The sequence below is a fragment of the Arthrobacter sp. R1-13 genome, assembly GCF_054161475.1.
The window spans coordinates 1,997,353-2,013,926 of the sequence record NZ_CP096420.1; the positions used below are offsets into that span (position 1 = coordinate 1,997,353).

Consider the following 16,574-nt stretch of genomic DNA (forward strand, 5'->3'; position numbering starts at 1 on the left):
AGCGTGAGATGAGTGGGATGTCAATGGTGGCACCAGAAGAACTGCTTGCCCTGGAGGAAAGACCCACAGCCCAACTGATCGCTGATCATCTGCGCGAACAAATCGTCCAGGGATCCATCCGCCCCGGGCAACAGATCAATGAATACGTCCTGGCGAGCCAGCTCAACATGTCCAGAAGTCCTGTCAGGGAAGCAGTACAGCGTCTGTGCCAGGAAGGGATCCTCGTCTATCGGCGCAACCACGGAGTGTTCGTCTCCCAAATTGAAAGGCATGACCTTAAAGAGATCTACAAGGTCCGCGAGTCCGTCGACTCCGCCGCGGCCGGCAGGCTGTTGGATGGCAGCCCGCGGCAGATTAAAGCTACCTGTGAAGTCCTGAAGGAAATTGTGAATGAGATGGCGAAGCAGGTGGACACGTCCGACCAGCACACAATGGCAGGCCTAGAGCTGCAGTTCCATTCAGCCCTCGTTTCGGGCGCGGGAAATTCCCGTCTCATCCGTATTTACAAGACGCTGGCAGCTGAATCAAGAATGTGCAACGTCGACTTGGTTTTCTCGCACGAACAGAGGGTGGTTCTGGTTGAGGAACATCAAGATATCGTGGATCGCCTGGAGGCCGGCGACAGGGAAGGTCTCCTCACGGCCATCAAGCGCCATATGCAAAAAGCCGTTGAGGACCTCGCCGCAACTCAGCAGGCGCAGTACCCCGGAATACCTAGGTAGTGCGCTGTATAATCGACAATCGACAAGAGGGGCGGAATTATGGACGGCAAGTTCAAGTGGCAGGAACAACGGACGACGACGCCGGACGGCGTGTACCGCGTGCTCCGAACAGCCATCCTGGATGGAACTGTGCCCCCAGGGGAACAGCTGCGCGAGACGCACATTGCTGCCGATCTCGGAATCAGCCGGTCCCCGCTGCGTGAGGCGCTGACCAAGCTTGAGGAAGAAGGGCTGGTAGTAAAGATCCCCTTCCGGGGATCGTTCGTTGTGGAGGTGAGTGCTCGCGACGTCGCCGAGATCGCAGCAATCCGTTTACTCGTGGAGCCTTACGCTGCTGAGCTCTCGGCCCCGGCTTTGCGCGGCCCTGAACAACTTCGGCTGAAGCAAACCATCGAGGAACTTTACCGGGCCACGGACACTCACGATATCCCGGGCAGCGTTGATGCTCACCTTCGCTTCCACAGGCTCTTCTACGAATTCTCGGGAAACTCGGCCCTGCAGGCTCTTTGGAACGGTTGGGAGAACAAGCTGCGTCTCTACTTTGCAGTCGATCACCCTACTTACAGCGACCTCCATGAAATCGCCGTTGAGCACGAGAGACTGGCTGCGCTTGCCTTGGACGGCGACTTCGACGCCTTCCGTCAGGAGATGGGCGGTCAGTTCCGCAACGCGCTCAGCGCTGAAAGTCCGCAGCAAACGTAACCTGGCGTCCGGCGTCGAGAGCGCTATGGCTTCTTCGTAATTTCCGCAGGGGTGTCTTCCATCTGGAAGGCACCCCTGATGTCATATACCGCCACATCAATATTATTGCGAACCATTCTTGATAAGCTTGGAGGACATCCCCACCACCTCTGCACTAAGGATCCGTCATGTTCTCCGCCATCCCAGCAGGCAGCAACAGATGAAGCCGACGGCGGCGCGAAAGTTGCGCCTGAAACCCACCCGGCGCCCTGCAAGAGTTGAGCCTGCGCCGCAGCTACTGCTGGCCAGCCCGCTCATCTTCAACATCGGCTTCTTTGCTGTGGTCCCGTTCCTCGCGGTCGCCATGCGGAACGACTTCGGCATGGGCGCGATGGCCATTGGAATCGTCCTTGGTGCGCGCACTTTCGCCCAACAGGGCATGTTCCTTTTCGGCGGGGTAATCGCGGATCGGTGGGGAGCCCGGCAGTCGATGATCGCCGGCTGCCTGGTGCGGATTTCGGGCTTCCTGACGCTGGCCTGGGCCTCCGACTTCCCGCTGTTCCTGATCGGTGCCGTCGTTACCGGCATTGGCGGTGCCCTGTTTACACCCGCCCTTCAAAGCCTCGTAGCGGCCGCTTCCCAGAGAGGCGCCACCCGGAAGGCGGATGCCGGGGAAGGTAGAACAAAAGAGGATGCCGCCCCCAGCGGCAGGGGCAAGCAGCACAACAGATCATCGCTTTTTGCCTTGGTGGTGGTGTTCGGGGAGATCGGCACGGTCGTTGGTCCCCTGCTGGGATCCCTGCTGCTCCATACCGGCTTTGATACCGCCCTGTTGGCTGGGGCCGCCGTGTTCGCCGTCATGGCCCTGGTCTTTTGGCTGTTCATCCCCAAACCTCAAATCCAAGCAGCCAAAACCTCAAGCGAAGTGCCCGGCCATTCACAGACGTCCGGCCTTTGGTCCTGCCTCAGGGAGAAAAGGTTCATCGGCTTCGCGGCCTTTTACAGTGTCAATCTCCTGGCGGCCAATCAACTCTACTTCGGCCTTCCCGTAGAACTGGAACGCAGCGGTGCGGGCATCCAGGCCCTGGCGATAGTCTTTGCATTCGCGTCCGTCCTGACAATCACTCTTCAATGGCCTGTTGCACGGCTAATGCGCAAGGCCGGACCTAAAACAGCGCTCCCCCTCGGCTTTGCCCTCCAGTCCACGGGCTTCGCTTCCGTCGCTGCGTTGGCGATCATTGCACCGCCAGCCGATCTGCCGATGCTGCCGGCCCTCGTACTGGTGACAGGTCTTGCCCTCGGCAACATGTGCGTGACACCCATAGCGATGGGACTTGTACTCGAGTTTTCCGCCGGACGTCCCACCGGGGCCTATTACGGGCTGCTCGCCAGCGCCGGAGGGCTCGCCGTCGTCATCGGCAACACCGCCCTGGCCCCGCTTTACGAACTCGCCTACACGCCCTCAATCACGGCATTCGCTCCCTGGCTCCTCCTGTCCCTGCTCGGAGCGATAACCGCAACGTTTATCCACAGGTTCGTTCCCAAACCGCCCTCCCCCGCCGCAGTGACTCAGGACCTTCCAGAAGCGTGCTCGATACAGAACGGTGTCCAGGGCCTGGCCTCAAGACGGCCTTCGGGAATGGCAGAGCCACACACTGCACAGAGTCCGTAACTGCCATTGGCAATCCGGGCAAGAGCTGCCTCAATCTGCTCCAGTCCCGCCCGGCTTTGCTCCAAGAGTGCAGTGGCCTGGGAAAGCTCGAAAGCGATGGTGCTGCCTTCGGGATCATGCTCATCATCAACATTGGAGTTCTCCCGGGCTGCACTCACCGAGCCGATGTCCCGGCGGAGTGCCTTCAGGAGGGCATCTTTTTGGTCCCGCTCTCCCTCGAGAAGGACCCGGAAACGTGCCATGTCCACCATGGTCTGCAGGCTACCCCCAACACCGGGCACCGTCGAGGATTCCAGCATTAGAACCGGGCCAACCTTGGCAAATCGGCCTTGGGCGGGTAGCTGTCATTGAAAGTGCACTATGAGTGCATTATGCTGCATGTATGAATGCAAGCATAGCGTCCCTGGCGTCCGCAATCGGCGCCCGGGTCAAACAGGAACGTCAGGCCCGCCGCTGGACCCTGGACCAGTTGGCCGAAGCGGCAGGCGTGAGCCGTCGCATGATCATCAATGTGGAACAGGCAACCATGAACCCCAGCGTGGGCACGCTGCTGCGAATCAGCGATGCCCTCGGAATTGGTCTCCCTGATCTGGTCCAATCCCCCGAACCCAAGGCCGTCAAGGTGATCCGGAAGGGTGAGGGTGCAGTCCTATGGAGCAGCGAATCCGGCGGCCGCGGCGTGCTAGTAGCCGGGACAGAACCTCCCGAAATTGTTGAATTGTGGGATTGGATCCTCGGCCCGGGCGACAAGCACACCAGCGAGGCTCACACGCCCGGCACGAAAGAACTCCTGCAGGTTCAGGAAGGCTCAGTCGCAGTCAGCGTCGCGGACCAAACGGTCGCCCTCAACACCGGGGATTCGATAACCTTCCCCGGGGATGTGGCCCACTCATACGCCAACAACAGCACCGAACCGGCGAGGTTCTCGCTCGCCGTCTTCGAGCGCGGCGTGGGGTCACAGCATAGGGAGGCCGGCAATGCGTAACGCCGAAGCACTCCAGGAAATCCTCAAGGCAGGGCACGTCGAGCCTGCGGTATTCGAGCTCCGGCCCGACTACCGTGCCCTGTTGATCGCCGTCGACGGACTCGTGCCGGGACCGAGCGATGACGCCAGCATCGCCTTGCTGGAGCAGGCGGAAGCAGCAGCCAAAATGGCATTCGCGGAGCAAAAAGTGGAACACCTCCCCCACGTCGCAGCATGGCGGGAGGCGTACCAAGCCTTTGGAGCTAAGCCCAACCGCACCCGTAACAGCCTTGAAGCACTGGTCCGCCGCGCTGATGCCGGGCTCCCCAGGGTCAACAGGCTCACCGACCTCTATAACGCTGTCTCGGTGCTGCACCAGATTCCGCTCGGCGGCGAAGACCTCGCAGGCTACGTCGGGGCACCGCGTCTTATCCGTGCCACGGGTCAGGAACCGTTCGACACGGTGGCAAACGGAGCGCCCCTGACTGAATACCCGGATCCAGGTGAGGTGGTCTGGTGTGATGACGACGGCGTGACCTGCCGCCGCTGGAACTGGCGTCAGGGCCGGCGCACTCAACTCCGCGACGAGACCACCACAGCCTTGTTTATCCTCGACGCACTCGAGCCAATGACCACCGAAGCCCTCCTCGCCGCGGGCGAAGACCTGACAACACACATCGTCCGCCTTGGCCCCGACGTCGTCACCACTCAGCACCTCATTGAGTCCGCTCAGTGAAGCCCAATACTTTCCGAAGGAAACCACAGCAATGAAGCGAACCCCTGATAAGCACAACCGGGCCTCTGTCCATGACTCCACCTGGGCGGTCCATGGAGGAAACAGCATCGACAAAGGTACCGGCGCGCTCCGCACGCCCTTGGTCATGGCAAATTCCTATGTTCTCCCGGACGACCCCTCCGCAATGGATTGGTCGAGTGTTGACGAAGGGCTGGTTTACACGCGAAACGCCGGCGCCAACCAGGTGGCTCTTGAAACCAAGCTCGCGGCCATGGAGGGCGCTGAAGCTGCCGCCGCCTTCGCGACTGGTGTGGCGGCACTGCACGGCGTCTTCTTCACCCTGCTGAAATCAGGCGATCACGTTGTGGTCTCCAATGTGACGTACGAAGCGGTGTACCGCCTGTTCGGCGAACTTCTTCCGGAAAAATACGGTATTCAGGCGACGTTCGTGGACGCCGATGATCTCGACGCAGTACGGGCTGCTGTGCGTCCCAACACGAAGCTGATCCATGCCGAAACCATTGCGAACCCGACAACCAAGGTGGCCAACGTCGCAGCACTGGCAGCCATCGCCAAAGACGCCGGCGTACTGCTGACCATCGACGCCACGTTCACGCCGGCACCGTTCTACCGCGCGCTTGACGACGGGGCCGACCTGGTCATCCACTCCCTGACCAAATACATTAACGGCCACGGCGATGCCATGGGCGGAGTGGTCATCGGGCGACGCGAGCTGGTCCAGCACATACGGCACGACGCCATCGTGGATGCCGGTGGCGTGATTTCCCCGTTCAATGCATGGATGATCATGCGCGGCTCCGTGACGTTGCCGCTGCGCCTCAAGCAGCAGTTCTCAAGCGCCGAGAAAGTGGCGGCGTTCCTGGAATCCGAACCCCGGATTGCCTACGTGCTCTACCCCGGATTGGCCTCCCATCCACAGCACGAACTGGCCGGCAAACAGTTCGCTGGCCGCGGATACGGCGGCGTGCTCGCGTTCGCCATCGAAGGAGACTCGGAGACCCAAAACCGCTTTGTAAAGAACCTGCAGGTCATCACCTCCGCGGTGTCCCTTGGACACGATGAAACGCTCATTGTGCACGTGGGCCCGGACGCCCGTGGAGGATCGGAAAATTACCCGGCCTCGTTCCACAAGTATGGTCACCTGCGACTTTCGATCGGCCTCGAGGACCCGGAAGACATTATTGACGACATCCTCAGCGCCCTGGATAAGACGTTCGGGGAAAACTAACGCCGGAAGCCTGCCGCCCAGCCCTCCCACTCCAGTAGCGGTCCAGGATCGAGGCGATTACAGCGACACCAATGAACCCGCCTGCCAGAAACAAGGGAAGTTGGGCGGCAGGAGCGATGATCGCCCCTGCCAAAGCTGTACCGGCCGAGCCTGCGGTAATTTTCAAGGCACCTACCCAGACAAACACCTGGCCGCGCGCCTCAGCAGGTGCGTACTCGCTTCGCGCTGCCAGGGTTGCGGCGAAGAAGCAGGAGTTGACTACCCCAGCCAAAGCGTAGGCCGCGATGGCCGCCGGAAACACCCCGACGAGCCCAGCCCCGCACAGGGCAGCACCCACGGCAGCCCCGAGCCAGGTCATCAGAGGGTCCGCATCGGTTCTCATGGGCCGGATCATGACACCGGCAGATCCGGCAAGGCCGCCGAGCCCATAAGCTGCCGTCAGTAGCCCGGCGGCAGCCGGTTCAACCCGGAGCATCCCGGTGGACGCGACGGCGGTGATGGGCAGCGCTGCGACAGACAGGGCGACGACGACAGTCAGGTAGAGCGTGCGCCGCAAAGGACCGCTTCCGACCATCATCCCCAGTGTCCGTCCCGGCCGCGGAACGTCCGAGGGAACAGCTACAGGCGCCGAATAGGGCAGGAGCCTGACCAGAGCGGCCGCAATAACCGTTGATGCGGCAAGGAGAAGTGCCGCGATGGCGGGATCCGCCCACGCCGAGACAGCCGCCACCAGCGCAGGCCCAATGGTGCCGCCGATACCGTAAGTGGCAACGTCCCACCCCTGAGCCCGACGCTGGCTTGTTCTGTCACTGCCGGCGATAGCTGCCAGGCGGCTACTGATGCCACCGGTCAGGAGCGGGCCAACCAGGCCAGAGGCCAGGAGCAGTGCGCCCGGCACGATGGGCGGCGTCACCGGGTACAGCAGGACAGCAGCAGCCAGGGTCACACCATGCGCAATGCAGGCCAAGGCGATCACCGTTCGGCCATCACGGGCGGTGTCCAGACGCCTGGCAATGAGGGGACCAAAGAGATGCGGTGCCGTGATGCACGCACCAAGGATCCCGGCCACCCATCCGGGGGCGCCGCTGGTGGTCACGAGCAGGACGATGGCGACGACGGCACCGCCGTCTGCGCTGCGGGCCAACGTGGCCGCAAGGACGTAACGTGCAAGACCTCCGGAAACCGTGGACTTTCCCGTCTCCTTCCGGGTCTGGCTTTTTCCACCGAGAAGACTCACGGTGCCCTCCTCCAAGTCACTCGCACTGGTTATGCCTTCAACCCGCTCTGGCGGATGGCTTGTGCAACCTTTTCCCTGCCCTCGCTGTCCAGCCCGCGCAGGGGTAGCGGCAGCGCTGAAGACCTTACGATTCCGAGGTCTTCTGCAAGGGCCGCAGTTACCCGGAGGCTGCCGTAAGTTCGGAACAACTGCCACATCGGCTCAAGCTCTGCCGACGCTTTCAATGCAAGCTCGCGGCGACCGGCCAAGGCATGATCCACGATGGCCTTGGCCTGTAGCGGAAGCACCCCTGCAATCACCGAATACCAGACGTCGCAGCCGGCCAGCAGCGCCTCGGCCGCAACCCAGTCCCCGCTGATCCCCACGGATGTTCCCTGCGGCAGCCGGGAGCGGAGCTCTCCGATCCGGGCGGAAACCTTACCGGCAGCGGGTGGTGGAATCTTTATCCCCGCGATTCCCGGGATCCTTGCGATGCGAGCGTGAAGATCGTCCGAGAATGTGAAGCCCGTTGTACCCGGGTTGTCGTAGACGACGATCGGAAGGGCTGTTTCAGCGGCGACTTGCTCATACAGGCCGAATACTTCCGCCTCGGTGAGCCGCTGGTAGGAGACTGGAGCCAGAAGCAAGGCAGATGCACCTGCTGCCTGTGCATCCCCTGCCAGTGCAAACACGTCCCGGGTACGTACTGCCCCTACACCGGCCAAGACAGGAACGCCATGAGCGGCATCCACGGACGCCTCCAGGACGGCCCGCCGTTCATCACGGGACAGGTAGGCGTAGTTCCCCGTCGAACCAAGGACACCCAGGGAGTCCACTCCGGCCTGGGCTGCGCGGGATACCAGCTGGGCAACAGCTTTGAGATCGACATCTTCGCCCTGCATGGGCGTGAGGGGGAATGCACTGAGGCCGGTGAACACGGAGTCCTTCTTTCGTGTGGCTGTGCAGGCAGAGGCCAGAGCGCAGCGGGAGGTAGTTACAGATTTCATGCTGTCAAAGGCTTTGGTCCTACACTAGGTCCAAGAATCACCAAGTTTGGAGGTCCAATGAGTGAAGCCGAAATCCCCATCGATCTGGACAGGGACAGCTCTGTTTCCTTGGCCGCGCAAGTAGCCGGCCAACTGCGTGCCGCCATCCTCAACGGAATCCTCCAACCCGACCACACCCTTCCTGCTACCCGCAGGATGGCTTCAGAATTGGGCATTTCACGGGGTGTGGTGGTCCGGGCATTCGAGCAGCTGTCCGGGGAAGGGTTCCTCGAGAGCAGCGGAGCAGGCGGGACCACGGTGGCCGTCCGGCCCGACATCCAACGACCCCCAAAAAAGGAGCAGCATCCCAGCCGTGGCTCCGAGACGGCTGACCTGATAGATCTGACTCCCGGGCGGCCATCAGGGTCACCGTTCAAGGACCGCGAATGGCGCAATGCCTGGAAAAAGGCGTTATCGGAACAGGGAAACACCCACCTGCCGCCGGCACTTGGAACGGTCGCGCTGAGGAAAGCTGTCGCAGGGCATCTGGCGGTGTCACGGGGCCTCGCCGTCGAACCTGAAGATGTCATTATCACTGGCGGAACCAGTGATGCCCTGCACCTGATTGTGTCCATGCTGCGCACCCGCGGAGCTGATCCGCGCATCCTGCTGGAGGATCCCGGCTACCCAAGAGCCCGCCGCGTCATGAGAGCCGCCGGCGCTCAGCTGCAGACTGTTCCATTGGACGAAGACGGTCTGCGAACTTCACAGCTGGCCGCACTCACGGACATTCCGGACGCGGTTCTCATAACGCCCAGCCACCAGTATCCACTCGGGGGCCGAATGGCTGTCCAGGAACGGCTGGGGCTCCTGAAATGGGCCGACCAACACAATGTGCTCGTTCTGGAAGATGACTACGACAGCGAATTCCGTCACAGCAGAATGCCCCTTCCTGCCGTTTCCTCACTTCCCACAAATGCCGAAGTAGTACTTTTGGGAACGTTTTCCAAGAACCTGAGCCCCTGGCTGCGTTGCGGTTACCTCGTGGTTCGCGGCGAATCGGGCCGCGGGCTGAAAGCACTACGTGAAGCCCTGGACACGCCTGTGGCAGGAGTGCTGCAATCAGCCCTGGCGCATTACATCCAAGGGGGAGGACTTTCACGCCACGTCACGCGCGCGCGTCGGGAGTACTCGCACCGCCGTGCCCTGCTTATCGACCGCCTCGGGGCCCGCGAAGACTTGGAGCTCGGCGCTCTTGAGGGAGGGCTCCATGCTGTTATCCGTTTCCAGGAACCCAAGGCTACAGCTGTGGCTGCGAAAGCTCTCGAGCAGGGCATCCGAGTGGTGCCCCTGGCTGACTACTACGCCGACCGGCCCCCAATGAACGGCCTGGTCATAGGGTATGGCGCAGTCACCGACCTCCAGCTGTCCGAAGCTCTCAACGTCCTGGGAAGCCTTCTCGACGCGGACCCAGTAGCGGAAGATTAGCTGCCGCCGGCGTCAATCCAGAAAGGTGGTTACAACATCCCGCACCAGTTCGGTCCTTGCCAGTCCGAAGAAATGTGTTGTGCCGGGAAACACTGCGAGCTGCGAAGCGGGCACTCCTTCAAAGTCGCCGTTCACATCTCCCCCGCGCAGCTGAAGGAAACGCACCGCATGCTCGAGCTTGACCATGTCGCAATCACCGACGGTGATCAGTGTGGGCGCGGCAATGCCGCGGATCTCGTCGTCACTCCAGCCTGTGGCACCCGCATCGTAGCCTCCGAGCTTGTCCAAGAGCACCTGGAGATGCTCGTGGTCCGGGTGCGGCGAAACAGCCAGATAGCGCTCTTTCATTGGGGTACCGGCAATCATATCGACTGTCATCGCAGCAACCGCTTCGGCGTTTCCGCCCCGGTCGCCGTCGGGGCGAAATGACACCGACGAGACAATGAGTTTGCGCACAAGGTCCGGACGGTTGACGGCAAGATGCAGTGCAACCGCGCCGCCGACGCTGAATCCGAACACATCGACCTCCCGGACCTGCAGATGGGCAAGGAGCCCGACGACGTCGGAGGCCAGGTCGGGGGTGTTCAGTGGACGGTCGATGTCGTTGGTTCGGCCGTGACCTTGAAAGTCCGTGGCGATGACCTTGCGTCCGGCCGACAAGCTTGGGATCAATGCCCCAAACTGCTGCTGGATATCGAACAGCCCGCCATGCAGGAGCAAGAGCGGTGTGCCGCCGGCACCATGCAGCTCGTAGTACATCTGCATTCCGTTGACTGGGGCATACCCGCTTCCGGGACCTTCGGTCACATCCGGGTGCATCGCCGCGTCCTCCACTCCCCGTCCACCGCTTCGTTTCGGGCTATCCTAGTCCGGATGCTGTCTCGGCGGCAGGGCAATCAGACGCCCCCTGCGAAGCCCCTGCTCCCTCACTTCCAGGTCCTGCAACAAACTCACCCGAAGCTGGGCACTCCTGAGCCTAGGAACTTAGGTGGAGCGCCGATTCGAGTCCCAGCCCCCGGCTTCCGCCAACCGCCCCTGTCAGTGTCCAGGACGCAGGGGTGCCGCTCAATGCAGGCATTACCTCTCCCCTGATGATGAACCTCGCGTCGCCCGGATCACCACCAGCCGACCACCAGCCGGTTGTTGGGCAGTGATGACCAGTGCGTGATGGTTCCTCGAGAATGAGAGTCGAAGCAGCGGGACGACGTTTCTTCATGACATTCCTTTATTAAGAGGCCGGACGGGTACCGTCCTCGGTTGGTAATGCACATGGTCAGTCTAGCCGATTGTCAACAATCCACAATAGGTCGGAGGGTTGGTTTTCGCGTTTTGTTGACAGTTGAACAGTGGGCATTTAGATTCATAGTGAATCAAATAACCGCAACTCAGCTCGAACCGATGCACTGGGCTCCGAACTGGACCCGCTAGCACCAAGGAGAAATCATGAGCAATAACCCCCAGACCATCCGTAAGCCGTCCCGGGCCATGATCAACGGCTTTGATCCGAACCGCCTCGGTGAGCTACCGGCTCAGATGCAGAAGAACATCCGACGCCGTGACCAGAGCCTCGGGCCGAGTTACCGGCTCTTCTACGACACCCCCCTGGAAATCGTTCGTGGCCAGGGCGTCATCCTGTTTGACCAGGAAGGCAATGACTACCTCGACGTTTACAACAACGTTCCCTCGGTCGGGCACGCCCACCCGAAAGTCATAGCGGCCGTCCACGAACAGATGCAGATACTGAACACCAACACCCGTTACGTCCAGGAATCGATCCTGGATTACTCGGAGCAACTGCTCTCCACGTTCCCCGCAGAACTTGGCCACGTCATGTTCACCTGCACCGGCTCCGAAGCCAACGACCTCGCCATGCGCGTAGCCAAATACGCCACCGGCAACCAAGGCATCATCGTCACCTCCGGCGCCTACCACGGCCTCACCACCGAAGTAGCATCATTCTCCCCCTCCCTGGGCGCAGGCGTGCCCCTGGGCGCAAACGTCCGCGTCATCGACGCCCCCGACGCCCTGCGCTTCTCCTCCGATCAAGGATCCCTCGAAGACCAGCTCCGCAACCAGGTCCGCGCCGCCATCGCAGACCTCCACCGGCACGGCATCGGACTCGCCGCCTTCATCGCCGACAGCATCTTCTCCTCCGACGGCGTCTTCGCCGGCCCCACAGGGTTCCTCAACCCCATCATCGAAGAAGTACACGCCGCCGGCGGCCTCTACATCGCAGACGAAGTCCAACCAGGCTTCGGCCGCACCGGTGAGCAGTGGTGGGGCTTCCAACGCCACGGAATCGTCCCGGACATCGTCACCATCGGCAAACCCATGGGCAACGGCATCCCCGTCGCGGCAGCCATCTTCAAACCCGAACTCCTCGTAGAGTTCGGCAAGAACATCCGCTACTTCAACACCTTCGGCGGAAACTCCGTAGCCATCGCCGCCGCCCAAGCCGTCCTGGACGTCATCCGCGAGGAATCACTGATAGAAAACGCCCTCAAAGTCGGCGAAAAAATCATCACCGGACTCAAAGACCTCAGCCAAGGCCTGGACCAGGTCGCCGAAGTCCGCGGAAGCGGCTTCTTCATCGGCGTCGACCTCGTCACCGACCGAACCACACTCACCCCCAACGGCGACGCCGCCGCCACCATCGTCAACACCCTCCGCGAAGACCGCATCCTCATCTCCGCCTGCGGCGCCCAAGGCAACGTCCTCAAACTCCGCCCCCCAATGCCCTTCTCCAGCACCGACGCCGACCGCCTCCTCGACGGAATAAGCCGCGCCTTCAAAACACTGCACTAAACCCGAACAGACTGGCCGTGCAGACTCACTTAAGGTTGGGCTATGAGTAGCAACCCCTCGGCACGTGACTACAGCAAGGCGTCGGTTCTTGACGCGGTTCTTTCAGAGGCGCCTTTGACTCGTAGCAGGCTTATCGAATTGACGCATTTGAGCCAGCCGACTGTGTCCCGGAAGGTGGATGAGCTTCTTCTTGACGGTTTTGTCGTCGAGCAGGGAGTGGATGCGGTAGTGCGGCGCGGCCGGCGCTCGATTTATTTGGATGTACCCGGTACAGCAGGGCACATTGTCGGCATCGCTTTCGGAGCGCGCACCACTTGTGTCCTGGTAACAGATCTGAGAGGTCGCGAGGTGAGGCACGTGATCGTTCCCAGCCTCGAGGGGAAAGATGGCGCGATCACTGCCCAGTGGCTGGTGGACTTGATTGTGGAGACAAGTGATTCCGCCGAGGGGCCTTTGCGCCAAATTGTTGCCGCACTGCCCGGCCGTTTTGTCAGTGGCAGCAACTCGTCGGCAGGATCAGAATCAAGCAAGATTTTGATGAATTCGCTGCTCCAGAAGTCGCTTGAAGACCGATTGAGAGCTCCGGTGGTCCTTGAGAGCGATGCCAGTGCGTCCCTACGCGAAATCCTGAAGGATGACTCGAGCATCGGGAATGCAGCTTTGTTCATGCTTAGTACTGTGCTGAGCTTCGCCAGTTGCAGGGATCATGAGATCGCGCAGGGGCGGACACCCGCTTTCGGTAATCTGGGCGCTGTCCTCTTTTCCGGCGTCGGCAACGAAACCCTCGATGGGCTCTTGAGCACGAAGGGGCTCCTCCGATTCGCCAAGGGTCGGGGACTGGGCCTGGCGGGCATCGAAGCGCTCTGGGCCCAACCGCACGAAGTGCAGTCCCGCGCGGAAGTGGTGGAGGCGTTTACGACGGCGATCGTGACCGCCGTCGGTGCCGTTGCAGTTACCCTGGACCCGGAATCCGTGTATTTTGTGGGGCGCTTAAGTCCGCTCGTGGACGAAGTGCTCCCCGAGGCGCGCGGGCGACTCGCGCGAAGCCTTCCCGTCGTCCCGGAGATCAGGGTCGTATCCCAAGTGGCCGGACTATCGGTGGCCCGGGGAGCAGCGTATGCGGGACTGGCTCTGGCCCAGTCCCGGCTCAGGGAATTGATGCTGACCAGCTCTTGAATTAGTCGTTTTATCGAGCACATCTAAAGCTGCAATAGTAGTACTGTTCAACTGTTGACATTGAACGAAAAGCAGGGTTTTATTGCTTTACGGAACGAGAGCTGAGTCACAGCTCACATGAGGCATTAGTTACATCGCCGCCCCTCGCACATTGCATGATGACGCCGAGCGGCAGGCATTGGAAAGACTGCACCTTCGGCCGGCACTTGCCGCTGAACCCATTGAAGGGAAACACCATGAAGACCAGAAACACGATCCAGACCGCGGCCGCAGGACTTGCTGTGCTGCTGGCCCTGACTGCCTGTGGCGGCGCGGCCACAGGCACCCAGGCCACGGACCTGCCCAAGACACAGAACACCCGTGACATCTCAGAAGGCGTCCAGCCCGACGCCGCCGCAGTCGCACTGCTGCCCGAGTCCTTCAAAACCAAAGGCGAAATCACCGTCGCAATGGACCTCAGCTCCCCGCCGATGACCTTCCTGGCGGAAGACAACTCCACCCCGATCGGACTCAACCCCGACCTCGCCCGCCTCGTCGCCAAAAAACTCGGCCTGAAGCTGAAGTTCGAAAACACCGCCTTCGACACCATCATTCCCGGCATCGACGGCGGACGCTACGACTTCACCGCCACCACCATGTCCGCCACCGAAGAACGCCTCAAGGTCCTGGACATGATCAACTACCTCAAGGGCGGCTCGGCCGTGGCAGTACCCCATGGCAACCCGCTCAAACTGACCAACGAGACGCTCTGCGGCAAGAACATCGGCGTCACCAAGGGCTCCACCCAGCAACTCAAGCACCTGCCCAACGTCTCCAAATGGACCTGCGAGGAAAAGGGCCAGCCCGCCATCAACGGCATCACCCTGCCCAACGTCCAGGAAGCCCTCACCCAGCTCGACTCCAAGCGCATCGACGGCGTCTTCTACGACGCCAGCGCCCTGGCCTGGGCCAACGAGCAGCAGCCCAACCACTTCCACATCCTCGAACCCCGCATGGACACCCGCACCAACACCAACGTCGCCATGGGCCTGAAGAAGGGCTCCCCGTTGACACCGGCCCTGCAAAAAGCCATCCAGTCCGTACTCGAAACCCCCGAATACAAAGAAGCCCTCGAGCACTGGGGCCTCAGCGAATCAGCCATCACCGAAGCCGCAATCCGCTAGTGGGTGACCCTATGTTGAAAACGATTCCCCAAGGAAGCGGAACCATAATGACCGGGACGGATTCAGCGCTCAAGCCAAGGCTCAAGCGGCGCAGCACGTTCGAGTACGTCGCCTGGGTGGTGTGCAGCCTGATCGGCATCGGCATCCTGGCTTCGGTTTCGACGAACCCGAACTTCAGGTGGGGCATTGTCGCCCAGTACTTCACCCACGACACAATCATCCGCGGGCTGATGCTCACACTCTTCCTGACCTTTGCCAGCATGGCCCTCGGAACGCTCCTGGGGCTGGGCCTGGCAATCATGAGGGGCTCGAAAATCAAGCCGATCGCGGCCACCGCGAATGTCTACATCACCCTGTTCCGTGGCACGCCGGTCCTGGTGCAGCTGATCTTCTGGTTCAACGTCTCCGCGTTGTACCCGGACCTGAGCATCGGCATCCCATTCACCGACATCGGCACCAAAATTGACACGAACGCCCTGATGGCGCCCATCACCGCAGCATTGGTCGGCCTGACCCTGAACGAAGCCGCCTACATGGCCGAGATCATCCGTGGCGGGTTCTCCTCGGTGGGCAAGGGCCAGATCGAAGCCGCCGACTCCCTCGGCATGAGCGGTGCGATGAAGATGCGCAAGGTCATCATCCCCCAGGCCATGCCCTCCATCATCCCGGCCACCGGCAACCAGGTCATCGGCATGTTCAAGGGAACCTCCCTCGTCAGTGTCCTGGGCGTCGCGGAACTGCTCCAAAGCGCCCAGCTCATCTACGCCCGCACCTACGAAACTATCCCGCTGCTTATCGTCGCCAGCCTCTGGTACCTCGTGATGACGCTGCTGCTGAGCTACCCGCAATCCAAGCTCGAACAGAAATACTCCCGCGCAACCTCCAGGCTCCCCCGGAAGGCCAAGAAAGTTGTTGTGTTGGACGAACCGGAAGAAGGTAACCTCCGATGAGCACCGACGGAACGATTCTTGCCCAGAAAATCCGAAAGTCCTTCGGACCCAAAACAGTCCTCAAAGACATCAACCTGGAAATCGCCAGCGGAGAGATCTGCTGCATCATCGGCCCCAGCGGATCCGGCAAATCCACCGTCCTGCGCTGCATCAACGGCCTGGAAACCGTCGACTCCGGAGTGCTGAAAGTCAACGGCGAGGACTTCGGCTACTACGAGACCGCGCACGCCTACCACGCACACAGTCCCAAGAAGCTCGCCGAGCAGCGCACCAGGGTTGGCATGGTGTTCCAGTCGTTCAACCTGTTCCCGAACATGACCGCCCTGGAAAACATCATGTCCGGACCTGTCCTGGTCAAGGGCGCAGCTAAGAAACAGGCGGCCAAGCGGGCGCACGAACTGCTCGCCAGCGTTGGTCTGGCCGGGTTCGGGGACTACTACCCGGCCCAGCTCTCCGGCGGGCAGCAGCAGCGCGTCGCGATCGCCCGGTCCCTTGCGATGGATCCGGAGATCATGCTCTTTGACGAACCCACCTCAGCCCTGGACCCCGAAAAGGTCGGCGAAGTCCTCGCCGTCATGAAGGACCTCGCCAAAAAGGGCATGACCATGGTGGTGGTCACCCACGAAATGGGCTTCGCCCGCGAAGTCGCCGACTCCCTGGTCTTCATGGACGACGGCTACATCGTCGAAAGCGGCGACGCCCGCGAAGTCCTCTCCAACCCCCAGGAACCCCGCACCCAGGCCTTCCTGGAACAGGTGCTCTAACC

At 61.4% G+C, this 16,574-nt stretch carries 16 protein-coding genes; 12 read left to right on the forward strand and 4 right to left on the reverse strand.

All coding sequences use genetic code 11. The features are described 5' to 3' along the window. The first annotated feature begins 23 nt into the window (after window positions 1–23). The 3 genes from M1D88_RS09100 to M1D88_RS09110 all read left to right on the forward strand — a co-directional run bounded on the left by M1D88_RS09100 (window position 24) and on the right by M1D88_RS09110 (window position 3,075). Window positions 24–722, forward strand: a complete 699-nt coding sequence (locus M1D88_RS09100) for a GntR family transcriptional regulator (protein WP_458114188.1) — start codon at window positions 24–26, stop codon at window positions 720–722. Between the two features lie 39 nt (window positions 723–761). Further along, window positions 762–1,424 (forward strand): GntR family transcriptional regulator, encoded by a 663-nt coding sequence (locus M1D88_RS09105; RefSeq protein WP_458114189.1) that lies wholly within the window; start codon window positions 762–764, stop codon window positions 1,422–1,424. Window positions 1,425–1,623: 199 nt separating this feature from the next. Continuing rightward, window positions 1,624–3,075: an MFS transporter gene (locus M1D88_RS09110; RefSeq protein ID WP_458114190.1), complete on the forward strand. Its 1,452-nt coding sequence runs from the start codon at window positions 1,624–1,626 to the stop codon at window positions 3,073–3,075. Here the strand turns inward: M1D88_RS09110 and M1D88_RS09115 are convergent. Continuing rightward, complete coding sequence (locus M1D88_RS09115) at window positions 2,973–3,326, reverse strand: TraR/DksA family transcriptional regulator (RefSeq protein WP_458114481.1); 354 nt, start codon at window positions 3,324–3,326, stop codon at window positions 2,973–2,975. The genes M1D88_RS09110 and M1D88_RS09115 overlap by 103 nt on opposite strands. Window positions 3,327–3,457: 131 nt before the next feature. On the opposite strand from M1D88_RS09115, the gene M1D88_RS09120 reads away from it, so the two are divergent. The 3 genes from M1D88_RS09120 to M1D88_RS09130 are packed head-to-tail and all read left to right on the forward strand — an operon-like array spanning window position 3,458 to window position 6,024. Beyond that, window positions 3,458–4,060, forward strand: coding sequence for a helix-turn-helix domain-containing protein (locus tag M1D88_RS09120; RefSeq protein ID WP_458114191.1), 603 nt, complete (start codon window positions 3,458–3,460; stop codon window positions 4,058–4,060). Then, window positions 4,053–4,775 (forward strand): B3/B4 domain-containing protein, encoded by a 723-nt coding sequence (locus M1D88_RS09125; RefSeq protein ID WP_458114192.1) that lies wholly within the window; start codon window positions 4,053–4,055, stop codon window positions 4,773–4,775. The genes M1D88_RS09120 and M1D88_RS09125 overlap by 8 nt, the downstream gene beginning before the upstream one ends. Before the next feature lie 31 nt (window positions 4,776–4,806). Next, on the forward strand, window positions 4,807–6,024 hold the full coding sequence (locus tag M1D88_RS09130) for a trans-sulfuration enzyme family protein (protein ID WP_458114193.1): 1,218 nt from the start codon (window positions 4,807–4,809) through the stop codon (window positions 6,022–6,024). Here M1D88_RS09130 and M1D88_RS09135 read toward each other — a convergent pair. Further along, complete coding sequence (locus M1D88_RS09135) at window positions 5,990–7,261, reverse strand: MFS transporter (RefSeq protein ID WP_458114194.1); 1,272 nt, start codon at window positions 7,259–7,261, stop codon at window positions 5,990–5,992. The genes M1D88_RS09130 and M1D88_RS09135 overlap by 35 nt on opposite strands. Window positions 7,262–7,290: 29 nt before the next feature. Then, window positions 7,291–8,247 carry a dihydrodipicolinate synthase family protein gene (locus M1D88_RS09140; RefSeq protein ID WP_458114195.1) on the reverse strand — a complete coding sequence of 319 codons (957 nt, stop codon included), beginning with the start codon at window positions 8,245–8,247 and terminating at the stop codon, window positions 7,291–7,293. A gap of 57 nt (window positions 8,248–8,304) precedes the next feature. On the opposite strand from M1D88_RS09140, the gene pdxR reads away from it, so the two are divergent. Continuing rightward, window positions 8,305–9,714: a MocR-like pyridoxine biosynthesis transcription factor PdxR gene (gene pdxR / locus M1D88_RS09145; RefSeq protein WP_458114196.1), complete on the forward strand. Its 1,410-nt coding sequence runs from the start codon at window positions 8,305–8,307 to the stop codon at window positions 9,712–9,714. Between the two features lie 12 nt (window positions 9,715–9,726). On the opposite strand, the gene M1D88_RS09150 is transcribed toward pdxR, so the two are convergent. After that, window positions 9,727–10,533 carry an alpha/beta fold hydrolase gene (locus M1D88_RS09150; protein WP_458114197.1) on the reverse strand — a complete coding sequence of 269 codons (807 nt, stop codon included), beginning with the start codon at window positions 10,531–10,533 and terminating at the stop codon, window positions 9,727–9,729. Window positions 10,534–11,157: 624 nt separating this feature from the next. Between M1D88_RS09150 and M1D88_RS09155 the strand changes: the two genes are divergently transcribed. The 5 genes from M1D88_RS09155 to M1D88_RS09175 all read left to right on the forward strand — a co-directional run bounded on the left by M1D88_RS09155 (window position 11,158) and on the right by M1D88_RS09175 (window position 16,572). Continuing rightward, entirely contained in the window at window positions 11,158–12,519 is a 1,362-nt protein-coding gene (locus M1D88_RS09155) for an aspartate aminotransferase family protein (RefSeq protein ID WP_458114198.1), read from the forward strand. Between the two features lie 42 nt (window positions 12,520–12,561). Beyond that, window positions 12,562–13,695, forward strand: a complete 1,134-nt coding sequence (locus M1D88_RS09160; RefSeq protein ID WP_458114199.1) for an ROK family transcriptional regulator — start codon at window positions 12,562–12,564, stop codon at window positions 13,693–13,695. Between the two features lie 236 nt (window positions 13,696–13,931). Continuing rightward, window positions 13,932–14,858: an ABC transporter substrate-binding protein gene (locus tag M1D88_RS09165; RefSeq protein ID WP_458114200.1), complete on the forward strand. Its 927-nt coding sequence runs from the start codon at window positions 13,932–13,934 to the stop codon at window positions 14,856–14,858. Between the two features lie 47 nt (window positions 14,859–14,905). Then, window positions 14,906–15,808, forward strand: coding sequence for an amino acid ABC transporter permease (locus tag M1D88_RS09170; protein WP_458114201.1), 903 nt, complete (start codon window positions 14,906–14,908; stop codon window positions 15,806–15,808). Further along, window positions 15,805–16,572, forward strand: a complete 768-nt coding sequence (locus M1D88_RS09175; RefSeq protein WP_458114202.1) for an amino acid ABC transporter ATP-binding protein — start codon at window positions 15,805–15,807, stop codon at window positions 16,570–16,572. The genes M1D88_RS09170 and M1D88_RS09175 overlap by 4 nt, the downstream gene beginning before the upstream one ends. Window positions 16,573–16,574 lie beyond the last annotated feature (2 nt).

Coding starts and splice junctions, on each gene's coding strand:
- M1D88_RS09125 (WP_458114192.1), top strand. CDS start 4,053: ATGCGTAACGCCGAAGCACTCCAGGAAATCCTCAAGGCAGGGCACGTC.
- M1D88_RS09150 (WP_458114197.1), bottom strand. CDS start 10,533: ATGCACCCGGATGTGACCGAAGGTCCCGGAAGCGGGTATGCCCCAGTC.
- M1D88_RS09120 (WP_458114191.1), top strand. CDS start 3,458: ATGAATGCAAGCATAGCGTCCCTGGCGTCCGCAATCGGCGCCCGGGTC.
- M1D88_RS09155 (WP_458114198.1), top strand. CDS start 11,158: ATGAGCAATAACCCCCAGACCATCCGTAAGCCGTCCCGGGCCATGATC.
- M1D88_RS09105 (WP_458114189.1), top strand. CDS start 762: ATGGACGGCAAGTTCAAGTGGCAGGAACAACGGACGACGACGCCGGAC.
- M1D88_RS09110 (WP_458114190.1), top strand. CDS start 1,624: ATGAAGCCGACGGCGGCGCGAAAGTTGCGCCTGAAACCCACCCGGCGC.
- M1D88_RS09165 (WP_458114200.1), top strand. CDS start 13,932: ATGAAGACCAGAAACACGATCCAGACCGCGGCCGCAGGACTTGCTGTG.
- M1D88_RS09115 (WP_458114481.1), bottom strand. CDS start 3,326: ATGGTGGACATGGCACGTTTCCGGGTCCTTCTCGAGGGAGAGCGGGAC.
- M1D88_RS09160 (WP_458114199.1), top strand. CDS start 12,562: ATGAGTAGCAACCCCTCGGCACGTGACTACAGCAAGGCGTCGGTTCTT.
- M1D88_RS09130 (WP_458114193.1), top strand. CDS start 4,807: ATGAAGCGAACCCCTGATAAGCACAACCGGGCCTCTGTCCATGACTCC.
- M1D88_RS09175 (WP_458114202.1), top strand. CDS start 15,805: ATGAGCACCGACGGAACGATTCTTGCCCAGAAAATCCGAAAGTCCTTC.
- pdxR (WP_458114196.1), top strand. CDS start 8,305: ATGAGTGAAGCCGAAATCCCCATCGATCTGGACAGGGACAGCTCTGTT.
- M1D88_RS09170 (WP_458114201.1), top strand. CDS start 14,906: ATGACCGGGACGGATTCAGCGCTCAAGCCAAGGCTCAAGCGGCGCAGC.
- M1D88_RS09100 (WP_458114188.1), top strand. CDS start 24: ATGGTGGCACCAGAAGAACTGCTTGCCCTGGAGGAAAGACCCACAGCC.
- M1D88_RS09140 (WP_458114195.1), bottom strand. CDS start 8,247: ATGAAATCTGTAACTACCTCCCGCTGCGCTCTGGCCTCTGCCTGCACA.